The organism is Streptomyces sp. BR1 (assembly GCF_052373795.1).
GTDB lineage: Bacteria > Actinomycetota > Actinomycetes > Streptomycetales > Streptomycetaceae > Streptomyces.
Window position 1 is genome coordinate 5,954,862 of record NZ_CM126252.1, and the last position, 22,342, is coordinate 5,977,203.

24 protein-coding genes are annotated in these 22,342 nt (G+C 71.1%); 18 read left to right on the forward strand and 6 right to left on the reverse strand.

The window, feature by feature from the left end; translation table 11 throughout:
* The first annotated feature begins 140 nt into the window (after window positions 1-140).
* Genes ACT1U9_RS26075 through ACT1U9_RS26090 form a run of 4 tightly spaced genes read left to right on the forward strand, consistent with a single transcriptional unit; the run spans window position 141 to window position 4,314 of the window.
* On the forward strand, window positions 141-1,115 hold the full coding sequence (locus ACT1U9_RS26075) for an alpha/beta hydrolase (RefSeq protein WP_444535074.1): 975 nt from the start codon (window positions 141-143) through the stop codon (window positions 1,113-1,115).
* Window positions 1,108-2,271, forward strand: coding sequence for an acyltransferase family protein (locus ACT1U9_RS26080; protein WP_444535075.1), 1,164 nt, complete (start codon window positions 1,108-1,110; stop codon window positions 2,269-2,271). Before ACT1U9_RS26075 ends, ACT1U9_RS26080 begins: the two co-directional genes overlap by 8 nt.
* 10 nt (window positions 2,272-2,281) lie before the next feature.
* Window positions 2,282-3,655 carry a sensor histidine kinase gene (locus ACT1U9_RS26085; protein WP_444535076.1) on the forward strand — a complete coding sequence of 458 codons (1,374 nt, stop codon included), beginning with the start codon at window positions 2,282-2,284 and terminating at the stop codon, window positions 3,653-3,655.
* On the forward strand, window positions 3,652-4,314 hold the full coding sequence (locus ACT1U9_RS26090; RefSeq protein WP_444535077.1) for a response regulator: 663 nt from the start codon (window positions 3,652-3,654) through the stop codon (window positions 4,312-4,314). Before ACT1U9_RS26085 ends, ACT1U9_RS26090 begins: the two co-directional genes overlap by 4 nt.
* Before the next feature lie 6 nt (window positions 4,315-4,320).
* Here the strand turns inward: ACT1U9_RS26090 and ACT1U9_RS26095 are convergent, their stop codons facing one another.
* On the reverse strand, window positions 4,321-5,073 hold the full coding sequence (locus tag ACT1U9_RS26095) for a LysR substrate-binding domain-containing protein (protein ID WP_444535078.1): 753 nt from the start codon (window positions 5,071-5,073) through the stop codon (window positions 4,321-4,323).
* Between the two features lie 58 nt (window positions 5,074-5,131).
* Between ACT1U9_RS26095 and ACT1U9_RS26100 the strand changes: the two genes are divergently transcribed.
* The 6 genes from ACT1U9_RS26100 to ACT1U9_RS26125 all read left to right on the forward strand — a co-directional run bounded on the left by ACT1U9_RS26100 (window position 5,132) and on the right by ACT1U9_RS26125 (window position 10,529).
* On the forward strand, window positions 5,132-5,524 hold the full coding sequence (locus ACT1U9_RS26100) for a DUF5997 family protein (protein ID WP_444535079.1): 393 nt from the start codon (window positions 5,132-5,134) through the stop codon (window positions 5,522-5,524).
* 183 nt (window positions 5,525-5,707) lie between these two features.
* Complete coding sequence (gene argC / locus ACT1U9_RS26105) at window positions 5,708-6,739, forward strand: N-acetyl-gamma-glutamyl-phosphate reductase (protein WP_444535080.1); 1,032 nt, start codon at window positions 5,708-5,710, stop codon at window positions 6,737-6,739.
* A complete protein-coding gene (gene argJ, locus ACT1U9_RS26110; protein WP_444535081.1) occupies window positions 6,736-7,896 on the forward strand; it encodes a bifunctional glutamate N-acetyltransferase/amino-acid acetyltransferase ArgJ in 1,161 nt (386 codons plus the stop codon). Before argC ends, argJ begins: the two co-directional genes overlap by 4 nt.
* Complete coding sequence (gene argB / locus ACT1U9_RS26115) at window positions 7,893-8,792, forward strand: acetylglutamate kinase (protein ID WP_444535082.1); 900 nt, start codon at window positions 7,893-7,895, stop codon at window positions 8,790-8,792. Before argJ ends, argB begins: the two co-directional genes overlap by 4 nt.
* The gene (locus ACT1U9_RS26120; protein WP_444535083.1) at window positions 8,789-9,982 is read left to right on the forward strand and encodes an acetylornithine transaminase; all 1,194 of its coding nucleotides are present in this window, start codon (window positions 8,789-8,791) and stop codon (window positions 9,980-9,982) included. Before argB ends, ACT1U9_RS26120 begins: the two co-directional genes overlap by 4 nt.
* A gap of 7 nt (window positions 9,983-9,989) precedes the next feature.
* Window positions 9,990-10,529 carry an arginine repressor gene (locus ACT1U9_RS26125; RefSeq protein WP_188271588.1) on the forward strand — a complete coding sequence of 180 codons (540 nt, stop codon included), beginning with the start codon at window positions 9,990-9,992 and terminating at the stop codon, window positions 10,527-10,529.
* A 128-nt stretch (window positions 10,530-10,657) separates the two neighbouring features.
* Here ACT1U9_RS26125 and ACT1U9_RS26130 read toward each other — a convergent pair whose 3' ends face one another.
* Window positions 10,658-11,371 carry a L,D-transpeptidase family protein gene (locus tag ACT1U9_RS26130; RefSeq protein WP_444539249.1) on the reverse strand — a complete coding sequence of 238 codons (714 nt, stop codon included), beginning with the start codon at window positions 11,369-11,371 and terminating at the stop codon, window positions 10,658-10,660.
* 207 nt (window positions 11,372-11,578) lie between these two features.
* Here ACT1U9_RS26130 and ACT1U9_RS26135 point away from each other — a divergent pair, with 207 nt between their 5' ends.
* The 3 genes from ACT1U9_RS26135 (at window position 11,579) to lepB (ending at window position 15,343) form a co-directional block, all read left to right on the forward strand.
* Window positions 11,579-12,772, forward strand: coding sequence for an argininosuccinate synthase (locus tag ACT1U9_RS26135; protein ID WP_444535084.1), 1,194 nt, complete (start codon window positions 11,579-11,581; stop codon window positions 12,770-12,772).
* 100 nt (window positions 12,773-12,872) lie between these two features.
* Window positions 12,873-14,300 carry an argininosuccinate lyase gene (gene argH, locus ACT1U9_RS26140; RefSeq protein WP_444535085.1) on the forward strand — a complete coding sequence of 476 codons (1,428 nt, stop codon included), beginning with the start codon at window positions 12,873-12,875 and terminating at the stop codon, window positions 14,298-14,300.
* 119 nt (window positions 14,301-14,419) lie between these two features.
* Window positions 14,420-15,343 (forward strand): signal peptidase I, encoded by a 924-nt coding sequence (gene lepB / locus ACT1U9_RS26145; RefSeq protein WP_444535086.1) that lies wholly within the window; start codon window positions 14,420-14,422, stop codon window positions 15,341-15,343.
* Between the two features lie 46 nt (window positions 15,344-15,389).
* On the opposite strand, the gene ACT1U9_RS26150 is transcribed toward lepB, so the two are convergent.
* The gene (locus ACT1U9_RS26150) at window positions 15,390-15,896 is read right to left on the reverse strand and encodes a DinB family protein (RefSeq protein WP_444535087.1); all 507 of its coding nucleotides are present in this window, start codon (window positions 15,894-15,896) and stop codon (window positions 15,390-15,392) included.
* 114 nt (window positions 15,897-16,010) lie between these two features.
* On the opposite strand from ACT1U9_RS26150, the gene ACT1U9_RS26155 reads away from it, so the two are divergent.
* Window positions 16,011-16,562 carry a TetR/AcrR family transcriptional regulator gene (locus tag ACT1U9_RS26155; RefSeq protein WP_444535088.1) on the forward strand — a complete coding sequence of 184 codons (552 nt, stop codon included), beginning with the start codon at window positions 16,011-16,013 and terminating at the stop codon, window positions 16,560-16,562.
* A complete protein-coding gene (locus tag ACT1U9_RS26160) occupies window positions 16,559-18,103 on the forward strand; it encodes an MFS transporter (RefSeq protein ID WP_444535089.1) in 1,545 nt (514 codons plus the stop codon). The genes ACT1U9_RS26155 and ACT1U9_RS26160 overlap by 4 nt, the downstream gene beginning before the upstream one ends.
* 102 nt (window positions 18,104-18,205) lie before the next feature.
* Here the strand turns inward: ACT1U9_RS26160 and ACT1U9_RS26165 are convergent, their stop codons facing one another.
* A complete protein-coding gene (locus tag ACT1U9_RS26165) occupies window positions 18,206-18,880 on the reverse strand; it encodes a lysophospholipid acyltransferase family protein (RefSeq protein ID WP_444535090.1) in 675 nt (224 codons plus the stop codon).
* A 240-nt stretch (window positions 18,881-19,120) separates the two neighbouring features.
* On the opposite strand from ACT1U9_RS26165, the gene ACT1U9_RS26170 reads away from it, so the two are divergent.
* The 3 genes from ACT1U9_RS26170 (at window position 19,121) to ACT1U9_RS26180 (ending at window position 21,432) form a co-directional block, all read left to right on the forward strand.
* Window positions 19,121-20,287, forward strand: coding sequence for a glycerophosphodiester phosphodiesterase (locus tag ACT1U9_RS26170; protein WP_444535091.1), 1,167 nt, complete (start codon window positions 19,121-19,123; stop codon window positions 20,285-20,287).
* Between the two features lie 111 nt (window positions 20,288-20,398).
* Window positions 20,399-20,893 (forward strand): sigma-70 family RNA polymerase sigma factor, encoded by a 495-nt coding sequence (locus ACT1U9_RS26175; RefSeq protein WP_188271580.1) that lies wholly within the window; start codon window positions 20,399-20,401, stop codon window positions 20,891-20,893.
* Window positions 20,894-20,928: 35 nt separating this feature from the next.
* On the forward strand, window positions 20,929-21,432 hold the full coding sequence (locus ACT1U9_RS26180; protein WP_444535092.1) for a GNAT family N-acetyltransferase: 504 nt from the start codon (window positions 20,929-20,931) through the stop codon (window positions 21,430-21,432).
* A gap of 7 nt (window positions 21,433-21,439) precedes the next feature.
* On the opposite strand, the gene ACT1U9_RS26185 is transcribed toward ACT1U9_RS26180, so the two are convergent.
* Entirely contained in the window at window positions 21,440-21,880 is a 441-nt protein-coding gene (locus ACT1U9_RS26185) for a hypothetical protein (RefSeq protein ID WP_444535093.1), read from the reverse strand.
* Window positions 21,881-21,882: 2 nt separating this feature from the next.
* Window positions 21,883-22,242 (reverse strand): hypothetical protein, encoded by a 360-nt coding sequence (locus ACT1U9_RS26190; protein ID WP_444535094.1) that lies wholly within the window; start codon window positions 22,240-22,242, stop codon window positions 21,883-21,885.
* Between the last annotated feature and the right edge of the window lie 100 nt (window positions 22,243-22,342).

A 22,342-nucleotide genomic window follows, 5' to 3' on the forward strand; every position in this document is an offset into this window, starting at 1 on the left:
GTTGGGTCCCACCCGCAACCCGTAGTACCTGAGAGCTACACGGCAGATGCCCTCCCAGGCGGGACGCGGGCGACGGCACGTGATCCATAGCTTCGGTACCGGAAGACACCAGGACACCCGGTACGGAAGGACCAGCCTCCATGGCGTTCCGCCTCAGCGGCCGCAGCCGCCCGACCCGCACCCTGCTCGCCGCGCTCGTCGTCGCGTCGGTCGCGGTGCCGCTGTCGGGCGTGGCGCGTCCCGCCGCCGTACCGGCCCCGGCGCCCGTCGCCGCCGCCCGCGTCCCGCTGACGGCCGCGACCCCCGCCGCGCTCGACGCGCGCTACGCCGTCAACCGCGCGGGCATCGAGGCGGCCGAGCGGATGGCCGAGGACCACGGCGACCGCAAGCGCGCCGCCGAGCTGCACGTGATGGAGGCGCCGGACCGGCACTTCCTCGCCTTCGACGGACGTGACGGCGGCCGCACCGCCGAGGTGTTCGGCGACCTCGCGCACGCCGACCGCGTCGCGGTCCTGGTGCCGGGCTCGGACACCAGCCTCGACACGTACGGGCGGCTGCGGGCGGGAGCCGAGGCGCTCCAGCGGCAGATGGGCGGGCGGGCCGCCGTCGTCGCCTGGCTCGGTTACGCGACCCCGGCCACGTTCAGCCCCGAGGCGCTGACATCCGGCCGCGCCGACAGCGCGGCCCCCCGACTCCGGGAGTTCGTACGGCAGTTGGTGGCCGCGAAACCCTCCGCCCGGATCTCGCTGCTCTGCCACTCCTACGGCACGGTCGTCTGCGCCCGGGCCGCCCCGGACCTGCCGGTCGCCGCCGTCGTCCTGTACGGCAGCCCGGGCACCGGCGTCCCCGACGTCGGCCATCTGCACACGAAAGCGGCCGTCTGGGCGGGGCGGGGGAGCGGCGACTGGATCGCCGACGTACCCCATCTGCGCCTCCCGCTCCTGTTCACCACCGTCGGGTTCGGCGCCGACCCGGTGTCGAAGGACTTCGGGGCCCACGTCTTCGACGCGGGCCCCGGCGGCCACAGCGACTACCTGAGACCCGGCTCCACATCCCTGCGCAACATCGCCCTGATCGCCTCCGGCGAGCGTCCCACCAAGGAGAGCCATGCGTGACTTCGTCCGGCGGATCGACGCCGCCACCCCGCCCGACCGCGACCGCGCGGTCGACGCCCTGCGCGCGCTCGCCATCCTCGGTGTGGTCCTCGGCCACTGGCTGGTGACCGCGCTGGTCGCCGACAGCGGCACGGTCCGCGCCGCGAGCCCGCTGCAACATCTGCCCCAATTCATCCCGGTCTCCTGGGTGTTCCAGACCCTCGCCGTCTTCTTCCTGGTCGGCGGGCAGATGGGCGCGCAGAGCTACGCCTGCGCCCGGGCCCGGGGCACGACGTATCGGCGGTGGCTGGGCGCCCGCCTCACCAGGTTCTTCCGTCCCGTCGCGGCCGTCCTCGCGGTGTGGTCGGTGGTGGTCGGCGCGATGCTCATCGGCGGCGTCGGCATCGACACCGTGCACACCCTGGTCAAACTGGTGCTCTCGCCGCTCTGGTTCCTGCTGGTCTTCACAGCCCTGACGGCGGCGACCCCGCTGGTCGCCAAGGTGCACCCGCTGTGGCCGCTCGCGGTCGTCCTCTACGTCGACCTCTACCGCTTCGGCTACGGCGGCGCCGCCTGGACCGGCTGGATCAACGTGGCGGCCGGCTGGCTGGTCCCGTACTGCCTGGGCGCCGCCTGGGCGCGGGGCGGACTGACCAGCCGGACGACCGGCTGGGTGCTGCTCATCGGGGGCGCGGCCACCACCGTGCTGCTCGTCCTGTTCGCGGGCTACCCCGCGTCGATGGTCGGCGTCCCCGGCGCCCCGATCTCCAACCTCAACCCGCCCACCCTCGCCGCCGTCACCTTCGGCCTCGCCCAGTGCGGCCTCGCGCTCCTGGTGCGCGGACCGCTGCGTAAGCTGCTGCGCCGCCCGGCGCTGTGGGCGGCGGTGGCGCTGGTCAACCTCAACGCCATGACGATCTTCCTCTGGCACCAGACCGCGATGATGGCGGTCACCGCGACCGCCCTGTTCGCGGGCGGTGTGCTGCCCGGTCTGCACACCGTGCCCGACGGCACCGGCTGGGTGCTGGCCCGCCTCGCCTGGCTGCCGGTGTTCGCGGCCGCGCTCATGGTGTGCTGGGCGGCGTTCCACACGTACGAGCACAGCAGGCGCGGCAGCCGTACCGTCGTGGTCCGCGAAGGTCACCCTGCGCGGATGAAGGCGGTGCACAGTGCCTAGGGTTGATCTTGTGGACCTTACGGGGAGGGTGACGGGGCGGCGGATCGCGGCCGCGCTGCGCGGGGTGCCGGAGGCCCTGCGCGAGGACCTGTGGCGGATGAAGTCCGACCCGGTGCCACGGGTGGGCGAGCCGGGGTATCCGGTCTGGCGGCCGGTGTCGCTGATGGTCCTCGTCGTCTTCGCGGCCACGACGATGGTCTTCGACGTCCGTCAGTACGACATCGGCTACAACCTCGGTCTGAACCTCGGCATCCTGCTCGGGGGCGTCCAAGCGGTCGCGGTCGTCGCCGCGCTGTACCGCCCGGTGCCCGCCTGGTGGGCGGTGACCGCGGTCATGCTGTTCGCGGCGCGGGCGGCGGACGGGCGGATCATCATGCCGACGCCGCAGCCCGGGGGCCCGTGGGATCCCACCGGGCGCCCCGTGCCGCCGGTTCCCTCGGGGTCGCTCGGCCCGCTCTTCGGCCCCGGCCCGGACTACCCGTGGACGTCGGCCGGTGTCGCGATGCAGGCCATGGTGCTCTTCCTGCTCGCCCTGCGGGTCCGGCCCCGGGCCGCCGTGTCGGCGCTCCTGATCAGCTCGGCCACCGGGCTCGTCGCCCTCGCCTTCACCGCGCAGTACAACATCGACTTCGGCCTCGCGGTCGGCGTCCTGGCCGCCGCCACCCTGCTCGGCGCGGCCCTGCGCGGCCGCCGGGTGGCCCGCAAGGAGCTGGTCGTCCAGGAGGAGGTGACCGCCGAGGAACGCGCCCGGCGCACCCTCCTGGAGGAGCGCAACCGGATCGCCCGCGAGCTCCACGACGTCGTCGCCCACCACATGTCGGTCATCTCCATCCAGGCCCAGGTCGCCCCGCACCTCGTCGAGAACCCCTCCGACGAGCTGAAGGAGAACCTGGCCGGCATACGGCAGAACGCCGTCGAGGCACTGACCGAACTGCGCCGCGTACTCGGCGTGCTCCGCTCCGAGGATCCCGAGGGCGCTCCCCACGCCCCGCAGCCCTCCCTCGACCGGCTCGACGAGCTGGTGGCCAACGTCCGGGGCGCCGGGCTCACCGTCACCGTCGACCGCACCGGCACACCCCGGCCGCTCTCGCCCGGCGTCGAGCTGTCCGCGTTCCGTATCGTCCAGGAGGCGCTGAGCAACGCGATGCGGCACGCGCCCGGCTCGGCCGTACGGGTCGAACTCGCCCACCAGAGCGCCGAGTTGGTGGTCCGGGTCGCCAACACCGCACCCGACCGGCCGGTCGCGCCCTCACCGGGAGCCGGGCACGGGCTGCTCGGCATGCGCGAGCGCACTGCCATGCTGGGGGGCGAACTGGCCGCCGGCGCCACCCCCGACGGCGGTTACGAAGTCACCGCCGCGCTTCCCCTGAAGGGTCACGCATGACCATCCGCGTCCTGATCGCCGACGACCAGATGATGGTCCGTCAGGGCTTCACGGTACTGCTCAACGCCGAGCCCGACATCGAGGTCGTCGGCCAGGCCGTCGACGGCCTCGACGCGGTGGCCAAGGTCGCCGAACTCGCCCCGGACGTCGTCCTGATGGACATCCGCATGCCCGGCGTCGGCGGCATCGAGGCGACCGGCCGGGTGACCGCCGAATCCTCGGTCAAGGTGCTGATCCTGACGACGTTCGACCTGGACGAGTACGTGTACGACGCGCTTCGCGCGGGCGCCTCCGGCTTCCTCCTCAAGGACGCCTCGGCCGCCGAACTCGCCCAGGCGGTACGGGTGGTGGCGGCCGGGGACGCGCTACTCGCCCCGAACATCACCAAGCGCCTGATAGCCGAGTTCTCCCGGACGACGGCAGGCCCCCGCGCCCCGCTCAAGGACCGCGTCGGCGCCCTGACCGAACGCGAGACGGAGGTCCTGTCCCTGATCGCCCAGGGCCTGTCCAACGCGGAGATCGCGGCGCGGCTGCTGGTGGCGGAGCAGACGGTGAAGACGCATGTCAGCCGGATGCTGGTGAAACTGAACCTGCGGGACCGGACGCAGGCGGCGGTTTTCGCGTACGAGACGGGGCTGGTGCGGCCGACGGGGTACTGAGGGGGACTACCGGCGTCCGCGGGGCTTGCCGGGCTTTGCGCCCTTGGCGCCCTTCGCGGGCTTCTTGCCGACGGGCTTGCCGCCGGACTTCCCCGGCGCGGGCTTGCGCTTGGCCGGGGGCTTCGCCTTGGACTGCTCCGGGGCGGGCTTGCGGCCCCGGGAGCTGTTGACGGTCCGCCCCCGGACGATCCCGATGAAGTCCTCCACCAGGTCGGTGGTCTTGTCCTCGGGCCACGACAGGGCGATACGCGACTCCGGGGTGCCCGTGATCGTCCGGTACGTGAGGTCCTTGCGGTGGTGCAGCCGGGCGAGCGACTGCGGCACCACGAGGAGCCCGATGCCCGCCGCCACCAGCTCCACGGCGTCCGCCGTGGTGGCCGGGCGCTCGAACGCGGGCTGCCCCGGCGGACGCTCCCAGTCGAGGGTGTCGTCGAGCGGATGCAGCACGACCTCGTCGGCCAGCTCCTCGGCCGGGACCTCCTCGACGGCGGCCATCGCGTGGTCCTTGGGGATCACCACGACGGTCGTCTCGGTGTAGAGGGGGATCGCGCTCAGGTCCGTACGGTCGACCGGCAGCCGGACGAAACCGGCGTCGGCGCCGCCGCCGCGCAGCAGCTCGAACGCCTCGGCCGCGGGCACGGCGACCAGGGTCAGCGGGATGTCGGGCAGCCGCTCGTTCCAGATGCGCACCCACTTCGTCGGCGTCACGCCAGGGACGTAGGCGAGCCGGAAAGAGGGGGGAACCTGGGAGCCTGTCACTCCGCCAGGTTACCGGTCGTGGTCGGCGGCATCGCACACGCTCGCTACCCTTGACACCATGACGTCGCACAAGACCACCCAGACGATGAAGCCCGCCACCGCGGCGAAGAAGCTGGGTGTGTACCTCGAAGCCACCCCCGCGGAGTTCCAGGAGGGTGTCGTCTCGCGCAACGAGCTGAGTGCGCTCCAGGCCGACCCGCCCCAGTGGCTCCAGGAGCTGCGCCGCACCGGCCCGCACCCCCGCCCGGTGGTCGCGGAGAAGCTCGGCATCTCCATCGCGGGCCTGGCCCGGGGCGGGGTCACCGAGCCCCTCACCACCGACCAGATCGAGGCCCTCAAGCAGGAGAGCCCCGAGTGGCTCCAGAAGGAGCGCGCCACCCAGTCGGAGGTGCGCGCGGAGACGGTCCGCATCAAGAAGCGGAACGCGGAGCGCGCGGCCAAGAACGGCTGAGTAGCCTCCAGAACCCCGACACGACCCGCGCCCCTTCGGTGGCGCGGGTCGTGTCGTTAGTGGCCAAGGCCATCGCCCCGCACCCGAGCCTGTCCGCGTCCCGGCTGTGCGCCGGTCCTCGCGATGACCTTTGCATAAAACTGCATAGACCCGTATAGTCATGCCATCGACGAGGAGGCTTCGATGGCGGTACGGGCGGCAGTGGCCGGGGCTAGTGGGTATGCGGGTGGGGAGCTGTTGCGGCTGCTCGTCGGGCACCCCGACGTCGAGATCGGCGCCCTGACCGGGCACTCCAACGCCGGGCAGCGGCTCGGCGCGGTGCAGCCGCATCTGCTGCCGCTCGCCGGACGCGTCCTGGAGCCGACCGACCCCGACGTGCTCGCGCGCGGCCACGACGTCGTCTTCCTGGCCCTGCCCCACGGGCAGTCCGCCGCCGTCGCCGAGCGGCTGGGCGACGACGTGCTCGTCGTCGACATGGGCGCCGACTTCCGGCTGAAGGACGCGGGGGAGTGGGAGAAGTTCTACGGGTCCGCGCACGCGGGGACCTGGCCGTACGGGCTGCCCGAGCTGCCCGGCGGGCGGGCCGCGCTCGCCGGTGCCCGGCGTATCGCGGTGCCCGGCTGCTACCCCACCGCCGTCTCGCTCGCCCTCTTCCCCGCGTACGAGAGCGGCCTCGCCGAGCCCGAGGCGGTGATCGTCGCGGCCTCCGGCACCTCCGGCGCGGGCAAGGCGCCCAAGGCGCATCTGCTCGGCAGCGAGGTGATGGGGTCGATGTCCCCGTACGGCGTCGGCGGCGGGCACCGCCACACGCCCGAGATGATCCAGAACCTGAGCGCCGCCGCCGGGGAGCGCGTCACCGTCTCGTTCACGCCGACCCTCGCCCCCATGCCCCGCGGCATCCTCGCCACCTGCTCCGCCAAGGCGAAGCCGGGGGTCACCGGGGAGTCCGTACGGGCGGCGTACCAGAAGGCGTACGCGGACGAGCCGTTCGTCCATCTGCTCCCCGAGGGGCAGTGGCCCGCCACCGCCTCCGTATACGGCTCCAACGCCGTGCACATCCAGGTCGCGTACGACGAGAGCGCGCACCGGATCGTCGTGGTGAGCGCCATCGACAACCTCACCAAGGGCACCGCGGGCGCCGCGGTGCAGAGCATGAACATCGCCCTAGGGCTCGACGAGACCACGGGCCTGACCACGATCGGAGTTGCGCCGTGAGCGTGACGGCAGCCAAGGGGTTCACGGCGGCGGGCATCGCCGCCGGGATCAAGGAGAACGGCAACCCGGACCTGGCCCTCGTGGTCAACACCGGGCCGCGCCGCGCCGCCGCGGGCGTCTTCACCTCCAACCGCGTCAAGGCCGCCCCCGTCCTGTGGTCCGAGCAGGTCCTCAAGGGCGGCGAGGTCTCCGCCGTCGTCCTCAACTCCGGTGGCGCCAACGCCTGTACGGGCCCCAAGGGCTTCCAGGACACCCACGCCACCGCCGAGAAGGCCGCCGAGGTGCTGGAGGGGCACAGTGCCGGGGAGGTCGCGGTCGCCTCGACCGGACTCATCGGCGTACTGCTGCCGATGGACAGGCTCCTGCCCGGCATCGAGAAGGCCGCGGCCGAACTCTCCCCCCACGGCGGCGAGAAGGCCGCCATCGCCATCAAGACCACCGACACCGTGCACAAGACGTCCGTCGTCGCCCACGAAGACGGCTGGACCGTCGGCGGCATGGCCAAGGGTGCCGGAATGCTCGCTCCCGGTCTCGCCACCATGCTCGTCGTCGTCACCACCGACGCCGACCTGGACGCGCCGGTCCTGGACCGCGCCCTGCGCGACGCCACCCGGACCACCTTCGACCGGGTCGACTCCGACGGCTGCATGTCCACCAACGACACGGTGCTGCTGCTCGCCTCGGGAGCCTCCGAAGTCGCCCCGGAATACGGGGAGTTCGCCGAGGCCGTACGCACGGTCTGCGACGACCTCGCCCGGCAGCTCATCGGCGACGCCGAGGGCGCCAGCAAGGACATCCGGATCGAGGTCGTCAACGCGGCCAGCGAGGAGGACGCCGTCGAGGTCGGCCGTTCCATCGCCCGGAACAACCTCCTCAAGTGCGCCCTGCACGGTGAGGACCCCAACTGGGGCCGGGTCCTGTCCGCCATCGGCACCACGAAGGCCGCCTTCGCCCCGGACAAGCTGAACGTCGCCATCAACGGCGTCTGGGTCTGCAGGAACGGCTCGGTCGGCGACGACCGCGACCTCGTCGACATGCGCTACCGGGAGATCAAGATCACCGCCGACCTCGCCGCCGGATCCGCCGGGCCCGTCGTCATCTGGTCCAACGACCTGACCGCCGACTACGTCCACGAGAACAGCGCGTACAGCTCATGAGCACTCGTAAGCACACCGCGCTCCCGAAGGCGCAGATCCTCATCGAGGCGCTGCCCTGGCTGACCCGGCACCACGGCAAGACCGTCGTCATCAAGTTCGGCGGCAACGCCATGGTCGACGAGGAGCTGAAGGCAGCCTTCGCCCAGGACGTCGTCTTCCTGCGGCACGCCGGCCTCAAGCCCGTAGTGGTGCACGGCGGCGGCCCCCAGATCAGCGCCCAGCTCGACAAGCACGGCCTGGTCAGCGAGTTCAAGGCCGGGCTGCGGGTCACGACCCCCGAGGCGATGGACGTCGTACGGATGGTGCTCGCCGGGCAGGTCCAGCGCGAGCTCGTCGGACTGCTCAACCAGCACGGCCCGCTCGCCGTCGGTATGACCGGCGAGGACGCGCACACGATAACCGCCACCCAGCACCGGCCCGAGATCGACGGCGAGCTCGTCGACATCGGCCGGGTCGGGCAGATCACCGCGATCGACACCGGCGCCATCGAGGCGCTGCTCGCGGACGGCCGGATCCCGGTCATCTCCTCGATCGCCCGCTCCCAGGACGACGGACATGTCTACAACGTCAATGCTGATACGGCGGCTGCGGCACTTGCGGCTGCGCTGGGCGCCGAGACCCTGATGGTCCTGACCGACGTCGAGGGGCTGTACGAGGACTGGCCGCACAGCGACGAGGTCATCAGCAGGCTCACCGCCAGCCAGCTGGAACGGCTGCTGCCCGACCTCTCCAGCGGGATGGTGCCGAAGATGGAGGGCTGTCTGTTCGCGGTGCGCAACGGCGTCACCACCGCGCGCGTGATCGACGGCCGGGTCCAGCACTCCATCCTTCTGGAGATCTTCACCAACGACGGCATCGGCACGATGGTCGTGCCGGACGGACAGGGGGAATCATGAGCGGCCTCGCACAGCGCTGGCAGCAGGTGATGGCGGACAACTACGGCACGCCGAAGCTCGCGCTCGTACGCGGCGAGGGCGCCACCGTCTGGGACGCGGACGGCACCGCGTACACCGACTTCGTCGGCGGCATCGCGGTGAACGCGCTCGGCCACGCCCACCCGGCCGTCGTCGAGGCCGTGTCGCGGCAGATCGCCTCGCTCGGCCATGTCTCCAACCTGTTCATCTCGGAGCCGCCGGTGGCGCTCGCCGAGCGGCTGATCGAGCTCTTCGGGCGGCCGGGCCGGGTCTACTTCTGCAACTCGGGCGCCGAGGCCAACGAGGGCGCGTTCAAGATCGGGCGGCTGACCGGGCGTACCCACATGGTCGCCACCCACGGCGGCTTCCACGGCCGGACCATGGGCGCGCTCGCGCTGACCGGCCAGCCGAAGAAGCAGGAACCGTTCAAGCCACTGCCCGGCGATGTCACGCATGTGCCGTACGGGGACGCCGAGGCGCTGCGGGCCGCGGTGACCGAGGAGACCGCGCTGGTGATCATCGAGCCCATCCAGGGCGAGAACGGCGTCGTGGTGCCCCCCGAGGGCTATCTGCGGGCCGCCAGGGAGATCACCGCGGCGACCGGCACGCTGCTCGTCCTCGACGAGGTGCAGACCGGCATCGGGCGGACCGGCGCGTGGTTCGAGTACCAGCGCCACGAGGGCGTCGAGCCCGATCTCGTCACCCTGGCCAAGGGCCTGGGCGGCGGGCTGCCCATCGGCGCGACCGTCGCCTTCGGCCGGGCCGCCGAGCTGCTCAAGCCCGGCCAGCACGGCACGACGTTCGGCGGGAACCCGGTGGCGTGCGCGGCCGGACTCGCCGTCCTGGACACGCTGGCGGCCGACGGATTCCTCGCCGGAGTGCGCCGCGGCGGCGAGCGGCTGAGCGGCGGAATCGAGGCGCTGGCGCACCCGTTGGTCTCCCATGTCCGTGGTGCGGGCCTGCTGCTGGGTATCGTGCTCACCGAGCCCGTGGCTGCCCAGGTGCAGCAGGCGGCTCAGGATGCAGGCTTCCTGGTCAACGCGCCCGCCCCCGATGTCGTACGGCTCATGCCGCCGCTGATCATCGGTGACGCGGAGGTGGACGCGTTCCTCCGGGCGCTGCCCGGCATCCTCGACGCGGTGACCAACGGGGACGAACGATCCGGAGAATGAGACGACGATGACCGACGAGGCGCAGGACTTCGAGCCGGGCGGCCCCGCCGTACCGCAGACCCGCACCGCCCGCCACCGCCGGATCGTGGACATCCTCAACCGGCAGCCGGTGCGGTCCCAGAGCCAGCTGGCCAAGCTGCTCGCGGACGACGGGCTGAGCGTCACCCAGGCGACGCTCTCCCGCGACCTCGACGAGCTGGGCGCGGTGAAGATCCGCAACACCGGCGGCGAGCTGATCTACGCGGTGCCCAGCGAGGGCGGCTTCCGCACTCCCAAGGCGCCGCTCGGCGAGTCGGCCAAGGAGGAGCGGATGCGCCGGCTCTCCGCGGAGCTCCTGATCTCCGCGGAGGCCTCGGCCAACCTGGTGGTCCTGCGTACGCCCCCGGGCGCGGCCCAGTTCCTCGCCTCGGCCATCGACCAGGCAGAACTCCACGACATCCTGGGCACGATCGCGGGTGACGACACCCTGATGCTGATCAGCCGCGACCCGAGCGGCGGCCAGGCCCTGGCGGACCATCTGCTGCGGCTGGCACAGAACGACAGGTAGGTCGACGGGGAAGGGGCGGGCGCACGGAAATCCGGCGCTCGCCCCTTCCCTGTTTTTAGGGGCGCGGGGAACTGCGCGACCAGCCACGCACGGTCCGCAGCCGAAATTCCCCGCTTCCAGCGGAGCGTCTAGTACCGCGTGATCGCCGTCGGTCCCGACGCCGTGCCGATCGCGATGTGGGGGTGCTTGGCCGGGTCCGCCCAGGCGAGGATGCGTTCCATCGCGTACGGCGGGACCGATACGCAACCGGCCGTCGAACCGCGGCCGTTGACGTGCAGGAAGATCCCCGCGCCACGGCCCCGCACCGGCTGGTCGTAGTTGAAGCCGATCACCAGGGCGTGCGAGTACTGCTGAGCGAACGCCGTGATCCGCTCCGACTCGCTCGCGCGGCAGTCGCCCGGCAGGCCCTCCACCCAGCGGTTGTACGCCTTGGAGGCGTTGTCCTCGCACCACCAGGACTTGTCCGTGGCGTGGCGGTAGCTGTAGCGGGTCCCGTAGGGCGCGGACTCGGTGCCGAACGCGTACGGCAGGTCGTACAGACCGGTCGGCGTCGTGCTGGTGCCCTGCTTACGGGAACCGCCCTCGACCAGCCCGTTCGCGCCGAACCGCGCCTCGGTCCAGCCCGACAGCACCCACAGCGGGCCGCGCTTGGTCCACCAGGTCACCCGGCCCGTGGTGGAGCCCGGGGACGCGGCCTCGGCGGTGATCAGCTGGGTGCCGCCGCCGGTGTCCGCCATGCGGTGGGGCAGGTGAGTGGAGGGGAACGGGTGGGCGGAGTCGGCCGTGGCGGCCGGGGTCGCGAGCGCGAGCAGGGCAGCGCTCAGCGCGAGAGCGGTACGCATCATGGCGGAGACCGTACGCGGCCCGCCCGCTGACGTCCTCTCAGGGGGCCGAAGCGTTACCCCGGCCGCGTGGCCCGGTGGTCCGTCCGACCGGCATTTCCGCTGCCCCGGATCCCTTCCGGAACCACTCCCTCCTCCCACATTGACAAAACATACGGTCGACTGCATAGTTATACCCATCACCGAATGCACCGTAAGGAGAAACCCGTGACCGAGCGCGTCGTACTCGCCTACTCGGGCGGTCTGGACACCTCCGTCGCCATCGGCTGGATCGCCGAGGAGACGGGCGCCGAGGTCATCGCCGTTGCCGTGGACGTCGGCCAGGGCGGCGAGGACCTGGACGTCATCCGCAAGCGCGCGCTCGCCTGCGGTGCCGTCGAGGCCGAGGTCGCGGACGCGAAGGACGAGTTCGCCGACGAGTACTGCCTCCCGGCGATCAAGGCCAACGCCCTCTACATGGACCGCTACCCGCTGGTCTCGGCCCTGTCGCGGCCGACCATCGTCAAGCACCTGGTGGCCGCCGCCAAGAAGCACAACGCCGGCATCGTGGCCCACGGCTGCACCGGCAAGGGCAACGACCAGGTGCGTTTCGAGGCCGGTATCGCGGCGCTAGGGCCGGACCTGAAGTGCATCGCCCCGGTCCGTGACTACGCGATGACCCGGGACAAGGCGATCGCCTTCTGCGAGGCGAAGAACCTCCCCATCGCCACCACCAAGAAGTCGCCGTACTCGATCGACCAGAACGTCTTCGGGCGGGCCGTCGAGACCGGCTTCCTGGAGGACATCTGGAACGCGCCGATCGAGGACATCTACGAGTACACCTCGAACCCGGCCGAGCCGCGCGAGGCCGACGAGGTCGTCATCTCCTTCAAGGAGGGCGTCCCGGTCGCCATCGACGGCAAGCCCGTCACGGTGCTCCAGGCGATCCAGCAGCTGAACCTGCGGGCGGGTGCCCAGGGCATCGGCCGGATCGACATGGTCGAGGACCGGCTCGTCGGCATCAAGTCCCGTGAGGTGTACGAGGCGCCGGGCGCGATCGCGCTGATCACCGCCCACCAGGAGCTGGAGAACGTCACCGTCGAGCGCGAACTGGCCCGCTACAAGCGGCAGGTCGAGCAGCGCTGGGGCGAGATGGTCTACGACGGCCTGTGGTTCTCCCCGCTCAAGCGCGCCCTGGACGGCTTCATCAACGAGGCCAACCAGCACGTCACCGGTGACATCCGGATGACCCTGCACGGCGGCCGCGCCGTGGTCACCGGCCGGAAGTCCGAGGAGTCGCTGTACGACTTCAACCTCGCCACCTACGACTCGGGCGACACCTTCGACCAGTCCAAGGCGCAGGGCTTCATCGAGATCTTCGGCCTCTCGTCGAAGATCGCCGCCAGGCGCGACCTCGCGTAACGACGACTCGTTGTACGTGCCGCCTCCCCGTTCCTCCGCGGCGGGGAGGCGGTGGCATATCCACCCTCCGATACATCCAGCCTTGTGAGGAGCAGCAGCTGTGAGCAGCAACAACGGTGACGTCCGGCTCTGGGGCGGCCGGTTCGCCGACGGACCCGCCGAGGCGCTGGCGAAGCTGTCCGCGTCGGTCCACTTCGACTGGCGGCTCGCGCCGTACGACATCGCCGGATCGCGTGCCCACGCGCGCGTGCTCCACAAGGCGGGCCTGCTCACGGCCGACGAGCTCCAGCGGATGATCGCGGGCCTGGACCTGCTCGAAGCCGATGTCGCCGACGGCTCCTTCGTCGGCACCATCGCCGACGAGGACGTGCACACCGCCCTGGAGCGCGGCCTTCTTGAGCGCCTAGGCCCCGACCTCGGCGGCAAGCTGCGGGCCGGCCGGTCCCGCAACGACCAGGTGGCCACGCTCTTCCGGATGTATCTGCGCGACCACGCCCGGATCATCGGCGGCCTGATTGCCGAGCTCCAGGACGCGCTCGTCGGCCTCGCCAAGGCGCACGCGGACGTCGCCATGCCCGGCCGCACCCACCTCCAGCACGCCCAGCCGGTCCTCTTCGCCCACCACGTTCTCGCCCATGTGCAGTCCCTGTCCCGGGACGCCGAGCGGCTGCGGCAGTGGGACGAGCGCACGGCGGTCTCCCCGTACGGCTCGGGCGCCCTTGCGGGCTCCTCCCTCGGCCTGGACCCGGAGGCGGTGGCGAAGGACCTCGGCTTCGAGCACGGCAGCGCGGCCAACTCCATCGACGGCACGGCCTCGCGCGACTTCGTCGCCGAGTTCGCCTTCATCACCGCGATGATCGGCGTCAACCTCTCGCGGATCGCGGAGGAGATCATCATCTGGAACACGAAGGAGTTCTCCTTCGTGACCCTGCACGACGCCTTCTCCACCGGCTCCTCGATCATGCCGCAGAAGAAGAACCCGGACATCGCGGAGCTGGCGCGCGGCAAGTCGGGCCGCCTGATCGGCAATCTGACGGGCCTGATGGCGACCCTGAAGGCGCTGCCGCTCGCGTACAACCGCGACCTCCAGGAGGACAAGGAGCCGGTCTTCGACTCCTGCGACCAGCTGGAGGTGCTGCTGCCCGCCTTCACCGGCATGATGGCGACGCTCACGGTCAACCGCGAGCGTATGGAGGAGCTGGCCCCGGCGGGCTTCTCGCTCGCCACCGACATCGCGGAGTGGCTGGTCAAGCAGGGTGTGCCGTTCCGGGTCGCGCACGAGGTCGCGGGGGAGTGCGTCAAGGTCTGCGAGGCCCAGGGCATCGAGCTGGACGAGCTGACGGACGAGCAGTTCGCCGGGATCTCCGAGCATCTGACGCCGGACGTCCGGAGTGTCCTGAACGTCCCCGGCGCGCTGGCGTCCCGCAACGGGCGCGGCGGCACGGCCCCCTCGGCCGTCGTCGCGCAACTCATCGAGGTCGAGGCCGACTTGGCCGTCCAGCACGCCTGGGCCACGGCCAAGCGCTGATTCCGCCCGTACGGGGTGTACGCGCCGCGTGTGCCCCGTACGGATGGTGTGCGCCGCCATGTCGATCAGCGGCGCCCGTTTCGTGCGACCATGGTCCCTTCGGCGGTGAGGGAGTGGACGTGGGGGACGTGGCGGTCGGCGCGCAAGAAGGACACGGCGAGGCCGAGCGGCCTCACCAGGGACCCGAAGGGCTCGGCCGGCCCCAGGGTTTCGAGGGGCCCGAGGGCCTTCAGGAACCCAAGGAGCCCATGGGGTCCGAGGGATCCCCGGCACCCGACGAGGCCAAGGACAAGAAGCAGCGTTCCTTCTGGAAGGAACTGCCGCTGCTCATCGGTATCGCACTCGTCCTCGCGCTGCTGATCAAGACGTTCCTGGTGCAGGCGTTCTCGATCCCGTCCGACTCGATGCAGAACACCTTGCAGCGCGGTGACCGGGTCCTGGTGGACAAGCTGACGCCGTGGTTCGGCTCCGAGCCCGAGCGCGGCGAGGTCGTCGTCTTCCACGACCCGAACAACTGGCTCCAGGGCGAGCCGACCCCGCAGCCCAACGCGGTGCAGAAGGCGCTCAGCTTCGTCGGGCTGATGCCGTCCGCCGAGGAGAAGGACCTGATCAAGCGGGTCGTGGCGGTCGGCGGCGACACGGTCGAGTGCAAGGGCGCGGGCCCCCTGAAGGTCAACGGCAAGGCGCTCGACGAGCCGTACGTCTTCGCCGGGAACACCGCGTGCAGCACGGACCAGGACGGCCAGTTCAAGATCACCGTGCCCAAGGGCCGCATCTGGGTCATGGGCGACCACCGGCAGAACTCGGCGGACTCCCGCTACCACCAGGACCAGCCCGGCGGCGGTTCCGTCCCGGTCGACAAGGTGGTCGGACGCGCGCTGGTGATCGCCTGGCCGCTCGACCGGCTGAACACCCTGAGCGTGCCGGGCACCTTCGGCCAGTCGGGCATCGGCCACGCCGCGGCCGCGGCGCCCGCCGCGCTCGGCCTGCTGGGCGCGCTGCCGATCGTGCTGGTGCGCAGGCGCCGCCGACTCGCGCGCTGATCCGGCGAGTTCCATACGGTAAGGGGCCCCTCGGGGCCCCTTTTCGCTATGCCCCGACCACCCCGTCGATCCCCTCCCGCAGGAAGTCGGCGTGGCCGTTGTGCCGTGCGTACTCAAGGGTTACGTGCATCATGACGAGGCGCAGTGACACATCGGCGCCCCAGCGGGCCGCGTGGACGACCGTGTCCATCGATTCGGCCTCGCGCTCGATCCGGCGCGACTCCTCGACCTCGGCCTGCCACTTCGCGAAGGCGTCCTCCCGAGTGGCCTTGCTCGCGTCGTACGCCACCTGGTAGTCGTTCACGTCCGAGTAGACCAGCGGGATGTCCTCGCCGGCCACGACCTTGCGGAACCAGGTGCGCTCCACTTCCGCCATGTGCCGCACCAGACCGAGCAGCGAGAGCGTCGACGGCGGCATCGACCTGCTGCGCAGCTCGTCGTCGGTCAGGCCCTCGCACTTCATGGCGAGCGTGGCGCGGTGGAAGTCGAGGAACCCCCGCAGCGTCTCGCGCTCGTTGCCGGTCAGGGGCCCTGCGACGCGTTCGACGGCCATTGCTGTTTCCTCTCGTGGATGGGACGGGTCGACGCCAGGCTAGTGAGCAACAGCTGATGAGTCGACAGTAATTCGAATGAGACATCGACGTCTCATTCGGTCTATGGTTGTCTCATGACCGTGGATCGCGAGCAGGTGCTGCGTACCGCAGCCGCCCTGCTCTCCCGTAAATCGACCGCCACGATGGACGAGGTGGCCCGGGCCGCCGGCATCGGGCGGGCCACCCTGCACCGCCACTTCGCCGGGCGCGACGCGCTGGTCAGGGCGCTGGAGAACCGTGGCATCGAGCAGTTCGAGGCCGCCCTCGACGCCGCCCGGCTCGACGAGGGCCTCGCCGCCGACGGGCTGCGGCGCCTGATCGCCGAGGTGGAGCCCGGCGCCGGGCTGCTCGCCTTCCTGGTCACCGAGAACCAGCTCTTCGAGGGCGACGCGATGAACGAGGGCTGGGCCCGCCTGGACGCGCGCGTCTCCGCGCTCTTCAGGCGCGGCCAGGAGCAGGGCGAGTTCCGCATCGACCTCACCCCGGCCTGGCTCACCGAGGCCCTGTACGGGCTGATCGGCACCGGCGCCTGGGCCGTGCAGGACGGCCGGGTCGCCGCCAAGGACTTCCAGTACATGATCGTCGAGTTGCTGCTCGGCGGAGCGCGACGGAGCGTGGAGAAATGACCAGCACCGACCGACGGGCCGAGACCGCCCACGACACCCGACATCCCGGCCGCTGGCTCGCGCTCGCCGTGCTCGTGCTGGCGGTCCTCCTGGTCGCGGTGGATGCGACCGTCCTCGGCCTGGCCACCCCGTTCCTCAGCGAGGACCTGAAGCCGTCCGGCCCGCAGCTGCTGTGGATCGGCGACGTCTACTCGTTCGTCATCGCCGGTCTGCTCGTCTCCATGGGCAGCCTGGGCGACCGCATCGGCCGCAAGCGGCTGCTGCTCTGCGGCGCCGTGGCGTTCGGCGCGGTCTCGGTGCTCAACGCGTACGCCTCCAGCCCGGAGATGATGATCGCGGCGCGGGCGCTCCTCGGCGTCGCGGGCGCGACCCTCATGCCGTCCACCCTCGCGCTGATCCGCAACATCTTCCACGACCCCAAGGAGCGCAGCCTCGCCGTCGGCATCTGGGGCGCTGCGGCTTCGGCGGGCGCCGCTGTCGGACCGGTCGTCGGCGGCTTCCTCCTTGAGAACTTCTGGTGGGGCTCGGTCTTCCTGATCAACCTGCCGGTGATGGCGGTGCTCGTCCTCGTCGGCATCAAGCTCCTCCCCGAGTCGCGCGACCCCAACCCGGGCCCGTGGGACCTGGTCAGCGTCCTGCTCTCGCTCGTCGGCATGGTCTCGATCGTGTACGCGGTGAAGGAGGCGGCGGTCAACGGCTTCCGCTGGGACATCCTCGGGGTGGCGGTCGTCGGCGTGCTGGCGCTCGCCTGGTTCGTACGCCGCCAGCTCACCCTGGAATCGCCGCTGCTCGACATGCGGCTCTTCCACCACCGGGGCTTCTCCGGCGCGGTCCTGGCCGATCTGCTGACCATCCTCGGCCTGTCCGGCCTGGTCTTCTTCCTCTCCCAGTTCCTCCAACTGGTCCAGGTGCGCTCGCCGTTGGAGGCCGGACTCATCGAACTGCCCGCCGCGGTGGGCGCGGTGGGCGCGGGGCTCGCGGCGGGTTACGTGGCACGCCGGGCCTCCGTGCGCAGCGCGGTGGCGGTCGGCCTGGCGGCGGTCGGCGCGGCGCTGGCGGCCTGTATGGCGATATCGGCCGACACCGGCGTCGTGGCGCTCGGGCTCGCGCTGTTCGTCGGCGGCCTGGGCGCGGGGCTCGCCTTCACCGTCACCGCCGACGTCATCCTGTCGAGCGTGCCGAAGGAGCAGGCAGGTGCGGCGTCGGCGGTCTCCGAGACGGCGTACGAGCTCGGCGCGGCCCTTGGCATCGCGCTCCTGGGCTCGGTGGTCACCGGCATCTACCGGGGCTTCACGGTCCCGGAGGCGCTTCCGGCAGGTGTCTCGGAGGCGTCCCACGACTCGCTGGGCGGCGCGGTGGAGGCGGCGGCGAAGATCCCGCCGGAGCAGGCAACCCCGCTGCTGTCCGCAGCCCGGGATGCGTTCACTGACGGCTTCCAGACGGCGGCGGCCGTGGGCAGCGCGGTGCTGTTCGCGACGGCGGTGGCTGCGTGGTTCCTGCTGCGGGGCCAGAAGCTGGAGGAGGGCCTGGAGCACCCGTAACCCCTAAAGGGCGATGGCCCGCAGTCGAAGGACTCTTCTGAGCCTTCGGCTGCGGGCCGTGCTGGGTTGCTCGCGCAGTTCCCCGCGCCCCTAAGTGGCCGCTTACGCGGCCTCCTTGGCCTTGGTCGCGTACATGTCCACGTACTCCTGCCCGGACAGCCGCATGACCTCCGCCATCACCGAGTCGGTGACCGCCCGCAGCACATACCGGTCGCGGTCCATCCCCTCGTACCGCGAGAACTCCATCGGCTCGCCGAAGCGGACCGTCACCTTGCCGGGCCGCGGCAACCCCGCGCCGCTCGGCTGGATCTTGTCCGTGCCGATCATCGCGAACGGCACCACCGGCGCGCCGGTCATCAGGGTCAGCCGGGCGATGCCGGTACGGCCCCGGTAGAGGCGGCCGTCGGGGGAGCGGGTGCCCTCGGGGTAGATGCTGAAGACCTTGCCGTCCTCCAGGACCTGACGGCCCGTCATGAGGGCTGCGACACCGCCGTGGCCGCCGTCGCGGTTCACCGGGATCATGCCGACGCCGGTGAAGAACCACGCCATCAGGCGGCCCTTGAAGCCCTTGCCCGTGACGTACTCGTCCTTGCCGATGAAGTACACCGGACGGTCCAGGCACACCGGCATGATCATCGAGTCGATGAAGGTCAGGTGGTTGCCCGCGAGGATGACCGGACCCGTCCCGGGGATGTTCTCGACGCCTTCCACCTTCGGGCGGAACATCAGGCGCATGATCGGTCCGAGCACTGCCTTGATGAGCGCGAGTCGGGACAACGCTTCCTCCGGGGTCGTGGGCTGACGGGTCCGAGCGGAATGAGGTCCGCCGCAGGTGAGGACGATACTCGCGGGTCAGCGCTGATCGCACATCGGGTTCATGGAGTGGATACGCGATGTTGACGTGTGTTTCCGTCACGTTCCGCCCCGCTTGGCTCCCGGGGCTCCCCTCCTTAAGGCGCGGCCGCCTAGGCTCCAACGAACTCGTGATCAAGTGGACACGTATGCGAAGGAGCGTTCATGACACAGGGTGAGCGGATGAGCCCCGGGCGGCGCACCGTGCTCGGCGCGGCGGTTCTGGGCACGGCTGCCGCCGGTCTTCCGGCCGGGGCCGCGAGCGCGCAGCCCCGGGAGAGCGAGGGCGCGGCGGGCCGCCACGGCTCGTACAAGGACCTGCCGGTCCCGTACGTCATCGGGCACCGGGGCACCGCCGGTTACCGCCCCGAGCACACGCTCGGCTCGTACCAGCACGCCCTCGACCTCGGCGCGCACGTCATCGAGCAGGACCTCGTGCCCACCAAGGACGGGCATCTGGTGTGCCGTCATGAGAACGACATCTCGGGCACCACCGATGTCGCCGCCCGCCCCGAGTTCGCGTCCCGCAAGGCCACCAAGACGATCGACGGCACGGCCGTCACCGGCTGGTTCACCGAGGACTTCACGCTCGCCGAGCTCAAGACCCTGCGGGCCAAGGAGCGGCTGCCCGCCAACCGCCAGCGCAACACGATGTACGACGGCCGCTGGGACGTGCCCACCTTCGAGGAGGTGCTGCGCTGGGCCGAGCGCGAGGGGCGGCGCCTGGGCCGCCGGATCTGGCTGCACTCCGAGACCAAGCACCCCACCTACTTCCGCTCCATCGGCCTGCCCCTGGAGGACCGGGTCGCCAGGCTGCTGCGCCGCTACGGGCGCCACCGCGCCGACTCCCCGCAGTTCCTGGAGTCGTTCGAGCCCAGCAGCATCCAGCGGCTGGCGAAGCTGGTCGACACGCCGTCGGTGGTGCTGCTCTCCGGCACCGGCACCCGCCCCTGGGACTTCGTGACCAGCGGCGACCCCCGTACGGTCGACGACCTGGTCAAGCCCGAGGGCCTGAAGTGGATCGCCTCCTACGCCCAGGGCATCGGCCCCACGCTCGACCTGATCATCCCCAAGGACGCGAAGGGGAGGCTGACCAAGCCGACCACGCTGGTCGAGGACGCCCATGCGCACGGGCTGGTCCTGCACCCGTACACCATGCGCAACGAGAACACCTTCCTGCCCGCCGACTTCCAGCGCGGCACGGACCCCAACGCGTACGGCGACGCCTTCGGGGCGTTCAAGACGTACTACGCGACCGGTATCGACGCGGTCTTCTCCGACAACGCGGACACCGCGCTGCTCGCCGCCGCCGACTTCCGCGCCGGCCGGTAGTCCCGGGCACCGCCCGTATTCACCAGCCCCGCCCGTATACGGAACTTCACGTACGGGTGAGATGCGGCCGTCGTCGAAACCGTCCCGGACGGCGGCCGCGTCCCGCCCGGCATGGACCTCGTCAAAGTGCTGAGCCCGCTGCTGGCCGCCGAGGCCGCCGCGGAGGCTCCGGGCGCCGGTGTCGATCCGGCCGACCTCGAACAGGACGTCTGGGTGCGCCTGCTGGAGCGCCATCCGGCTGATCCCGTCCCCTATGTCCGTTGGGCCGTCCGGGCGGAAGTGCGCCGGGCCCGGCGCCGCGCCCGGCACGAACAGCCGTTCGTCGCCGAGCCCGCCGCCGACCCCGAAACCGGCCCGGAACGCCGGGTTCTCAGCGAGGAGCTGAGCCGTGTGCTGCGAACGGCCGTGGCCAGAACGCCGGGAAACTGCCCGCGTCTGCTGACCGCACTTCTTTCGCCCAGCGACCTCACTTACCGGGAAATCGCAGGGGAGTTGGATATCTCACAGGGGAGTCTAGGGCCGATGCGTTCCCGTTGCCTGGGATGCCTGCGCAGAATGCTGGCGGCGGAGGTTGCGGCTCCTGAACTGCGGGGAAAGGAGCGTTAGACAACCGGCGGACAGGTAGCGGAAGGCATGCACACATGGGCATGAGCGTGACCATCTCTGCGGCGCGTGACGGCGACTGCGAGCAGATCCTCAAGCTTCAGTACCTCTGCTACCAGAGCGAGGCGGAGCTGTACGGCGACTACTCGATCGAGCCGCTCACCCAGACCCTCGACGGTCTGCGGGCCGAGCTCGGCAGAGGCTACGCGCTGGTGGCGCGGCTCGGCGACGAGGTGGTCGCCTCGGTGCGCGGCAGCGTGGACGCGGCGGGCACCGGCCGGATCGACAAGCTGATGGTGCACCCCCGGATGCAGGGCCACGGTCTGGGCAGCCGGCTGCTCGCCGCCATAGAGGGGCACTTCGCGGGCGAGCTGTCCGCCAAGCGCTTCCAGCTCCTGACCGGCCACCGCAGCGAGTCGAACCTGCGGCTCTACCGCAGGCACGGTTACGCGCCCGTCTCCACCGAGGCGCTGACCGCGAAGCTGTCGATGGTCACCCTGGAGAAGGAGGCGGCGGCCACGGAGTTCATGGCCAGCGCGTAACCGGTCCTCAGACGTTCGCGTCCCGGTTCCGGCGCAGCCACATCATGCCGAGGACCGGCAGGATCACCGGGATGAAGAGATAGCCCACGCCGTAGTCCGACCAGACCGTGGCATCCGGGAAGGCGGACTTGTCCGCCAGCGTCCAGGTGCCCACGGTCAGCACGAACACCAGCTCGGCGGCGCAGCACACCAGCGCCGCCCGCCGGAACCCCTCGCCGCCGCGCACCAGCGAGTACGTGATGAACGCGTAGACCACGGCGGCGACGGCCGAGAGCACATAGGCCAGCGGCGCCTTGCCGAAGTCCTGGATCATCTGGACGATCGAGCGGGAGGCGGCGGCGACGGTGAACACCCCGTAGAACCAGACCAGTACGCGGCCGGGGCCGCTGCCCAGCTTCTTCGGCGCGGATTCGTCGCGCCCGGTGGACTCGGTGGTGGACTCGGCCACGGTCACCCTCCCCAGATGTCGTAGAGACGCACTTCGAGAACCGCGAGCACCACCGCGCCGGCCGAGACCGTCACGGAGCCCCACTTGGTCCGCTCGCTCAGCGAGAGCAGACCGGCCGCCGGGACCGCCGCGAACGAGCCGACCAGATAGGCGATGAAGATCGCCATGCCCTGGTCGGGCCGCTCGCCGCGGCCGAGCTGCACCAGGCCGATCACCAGCTGGGCCAGGGCCAGCACGGAGACGACGGCCATGCCGATGAAGTGCCAGTCCTTGGTGGGCTGGTCCCGGTAGGCGGCGAAGCCGCACCAGGCGGCGAGGGCGAGCGCGGCGGCGGCGACCGCGACCGTCAGGGCGTCAAGCATGAGAACGAGCGTATTACGGGCCGAAGCGCCCGCTGCGCGCGGCCCGGGCAGACCGGGGAACGCGATCCGGCCGGACCGACAGGCGGGATCCGGCCACCGT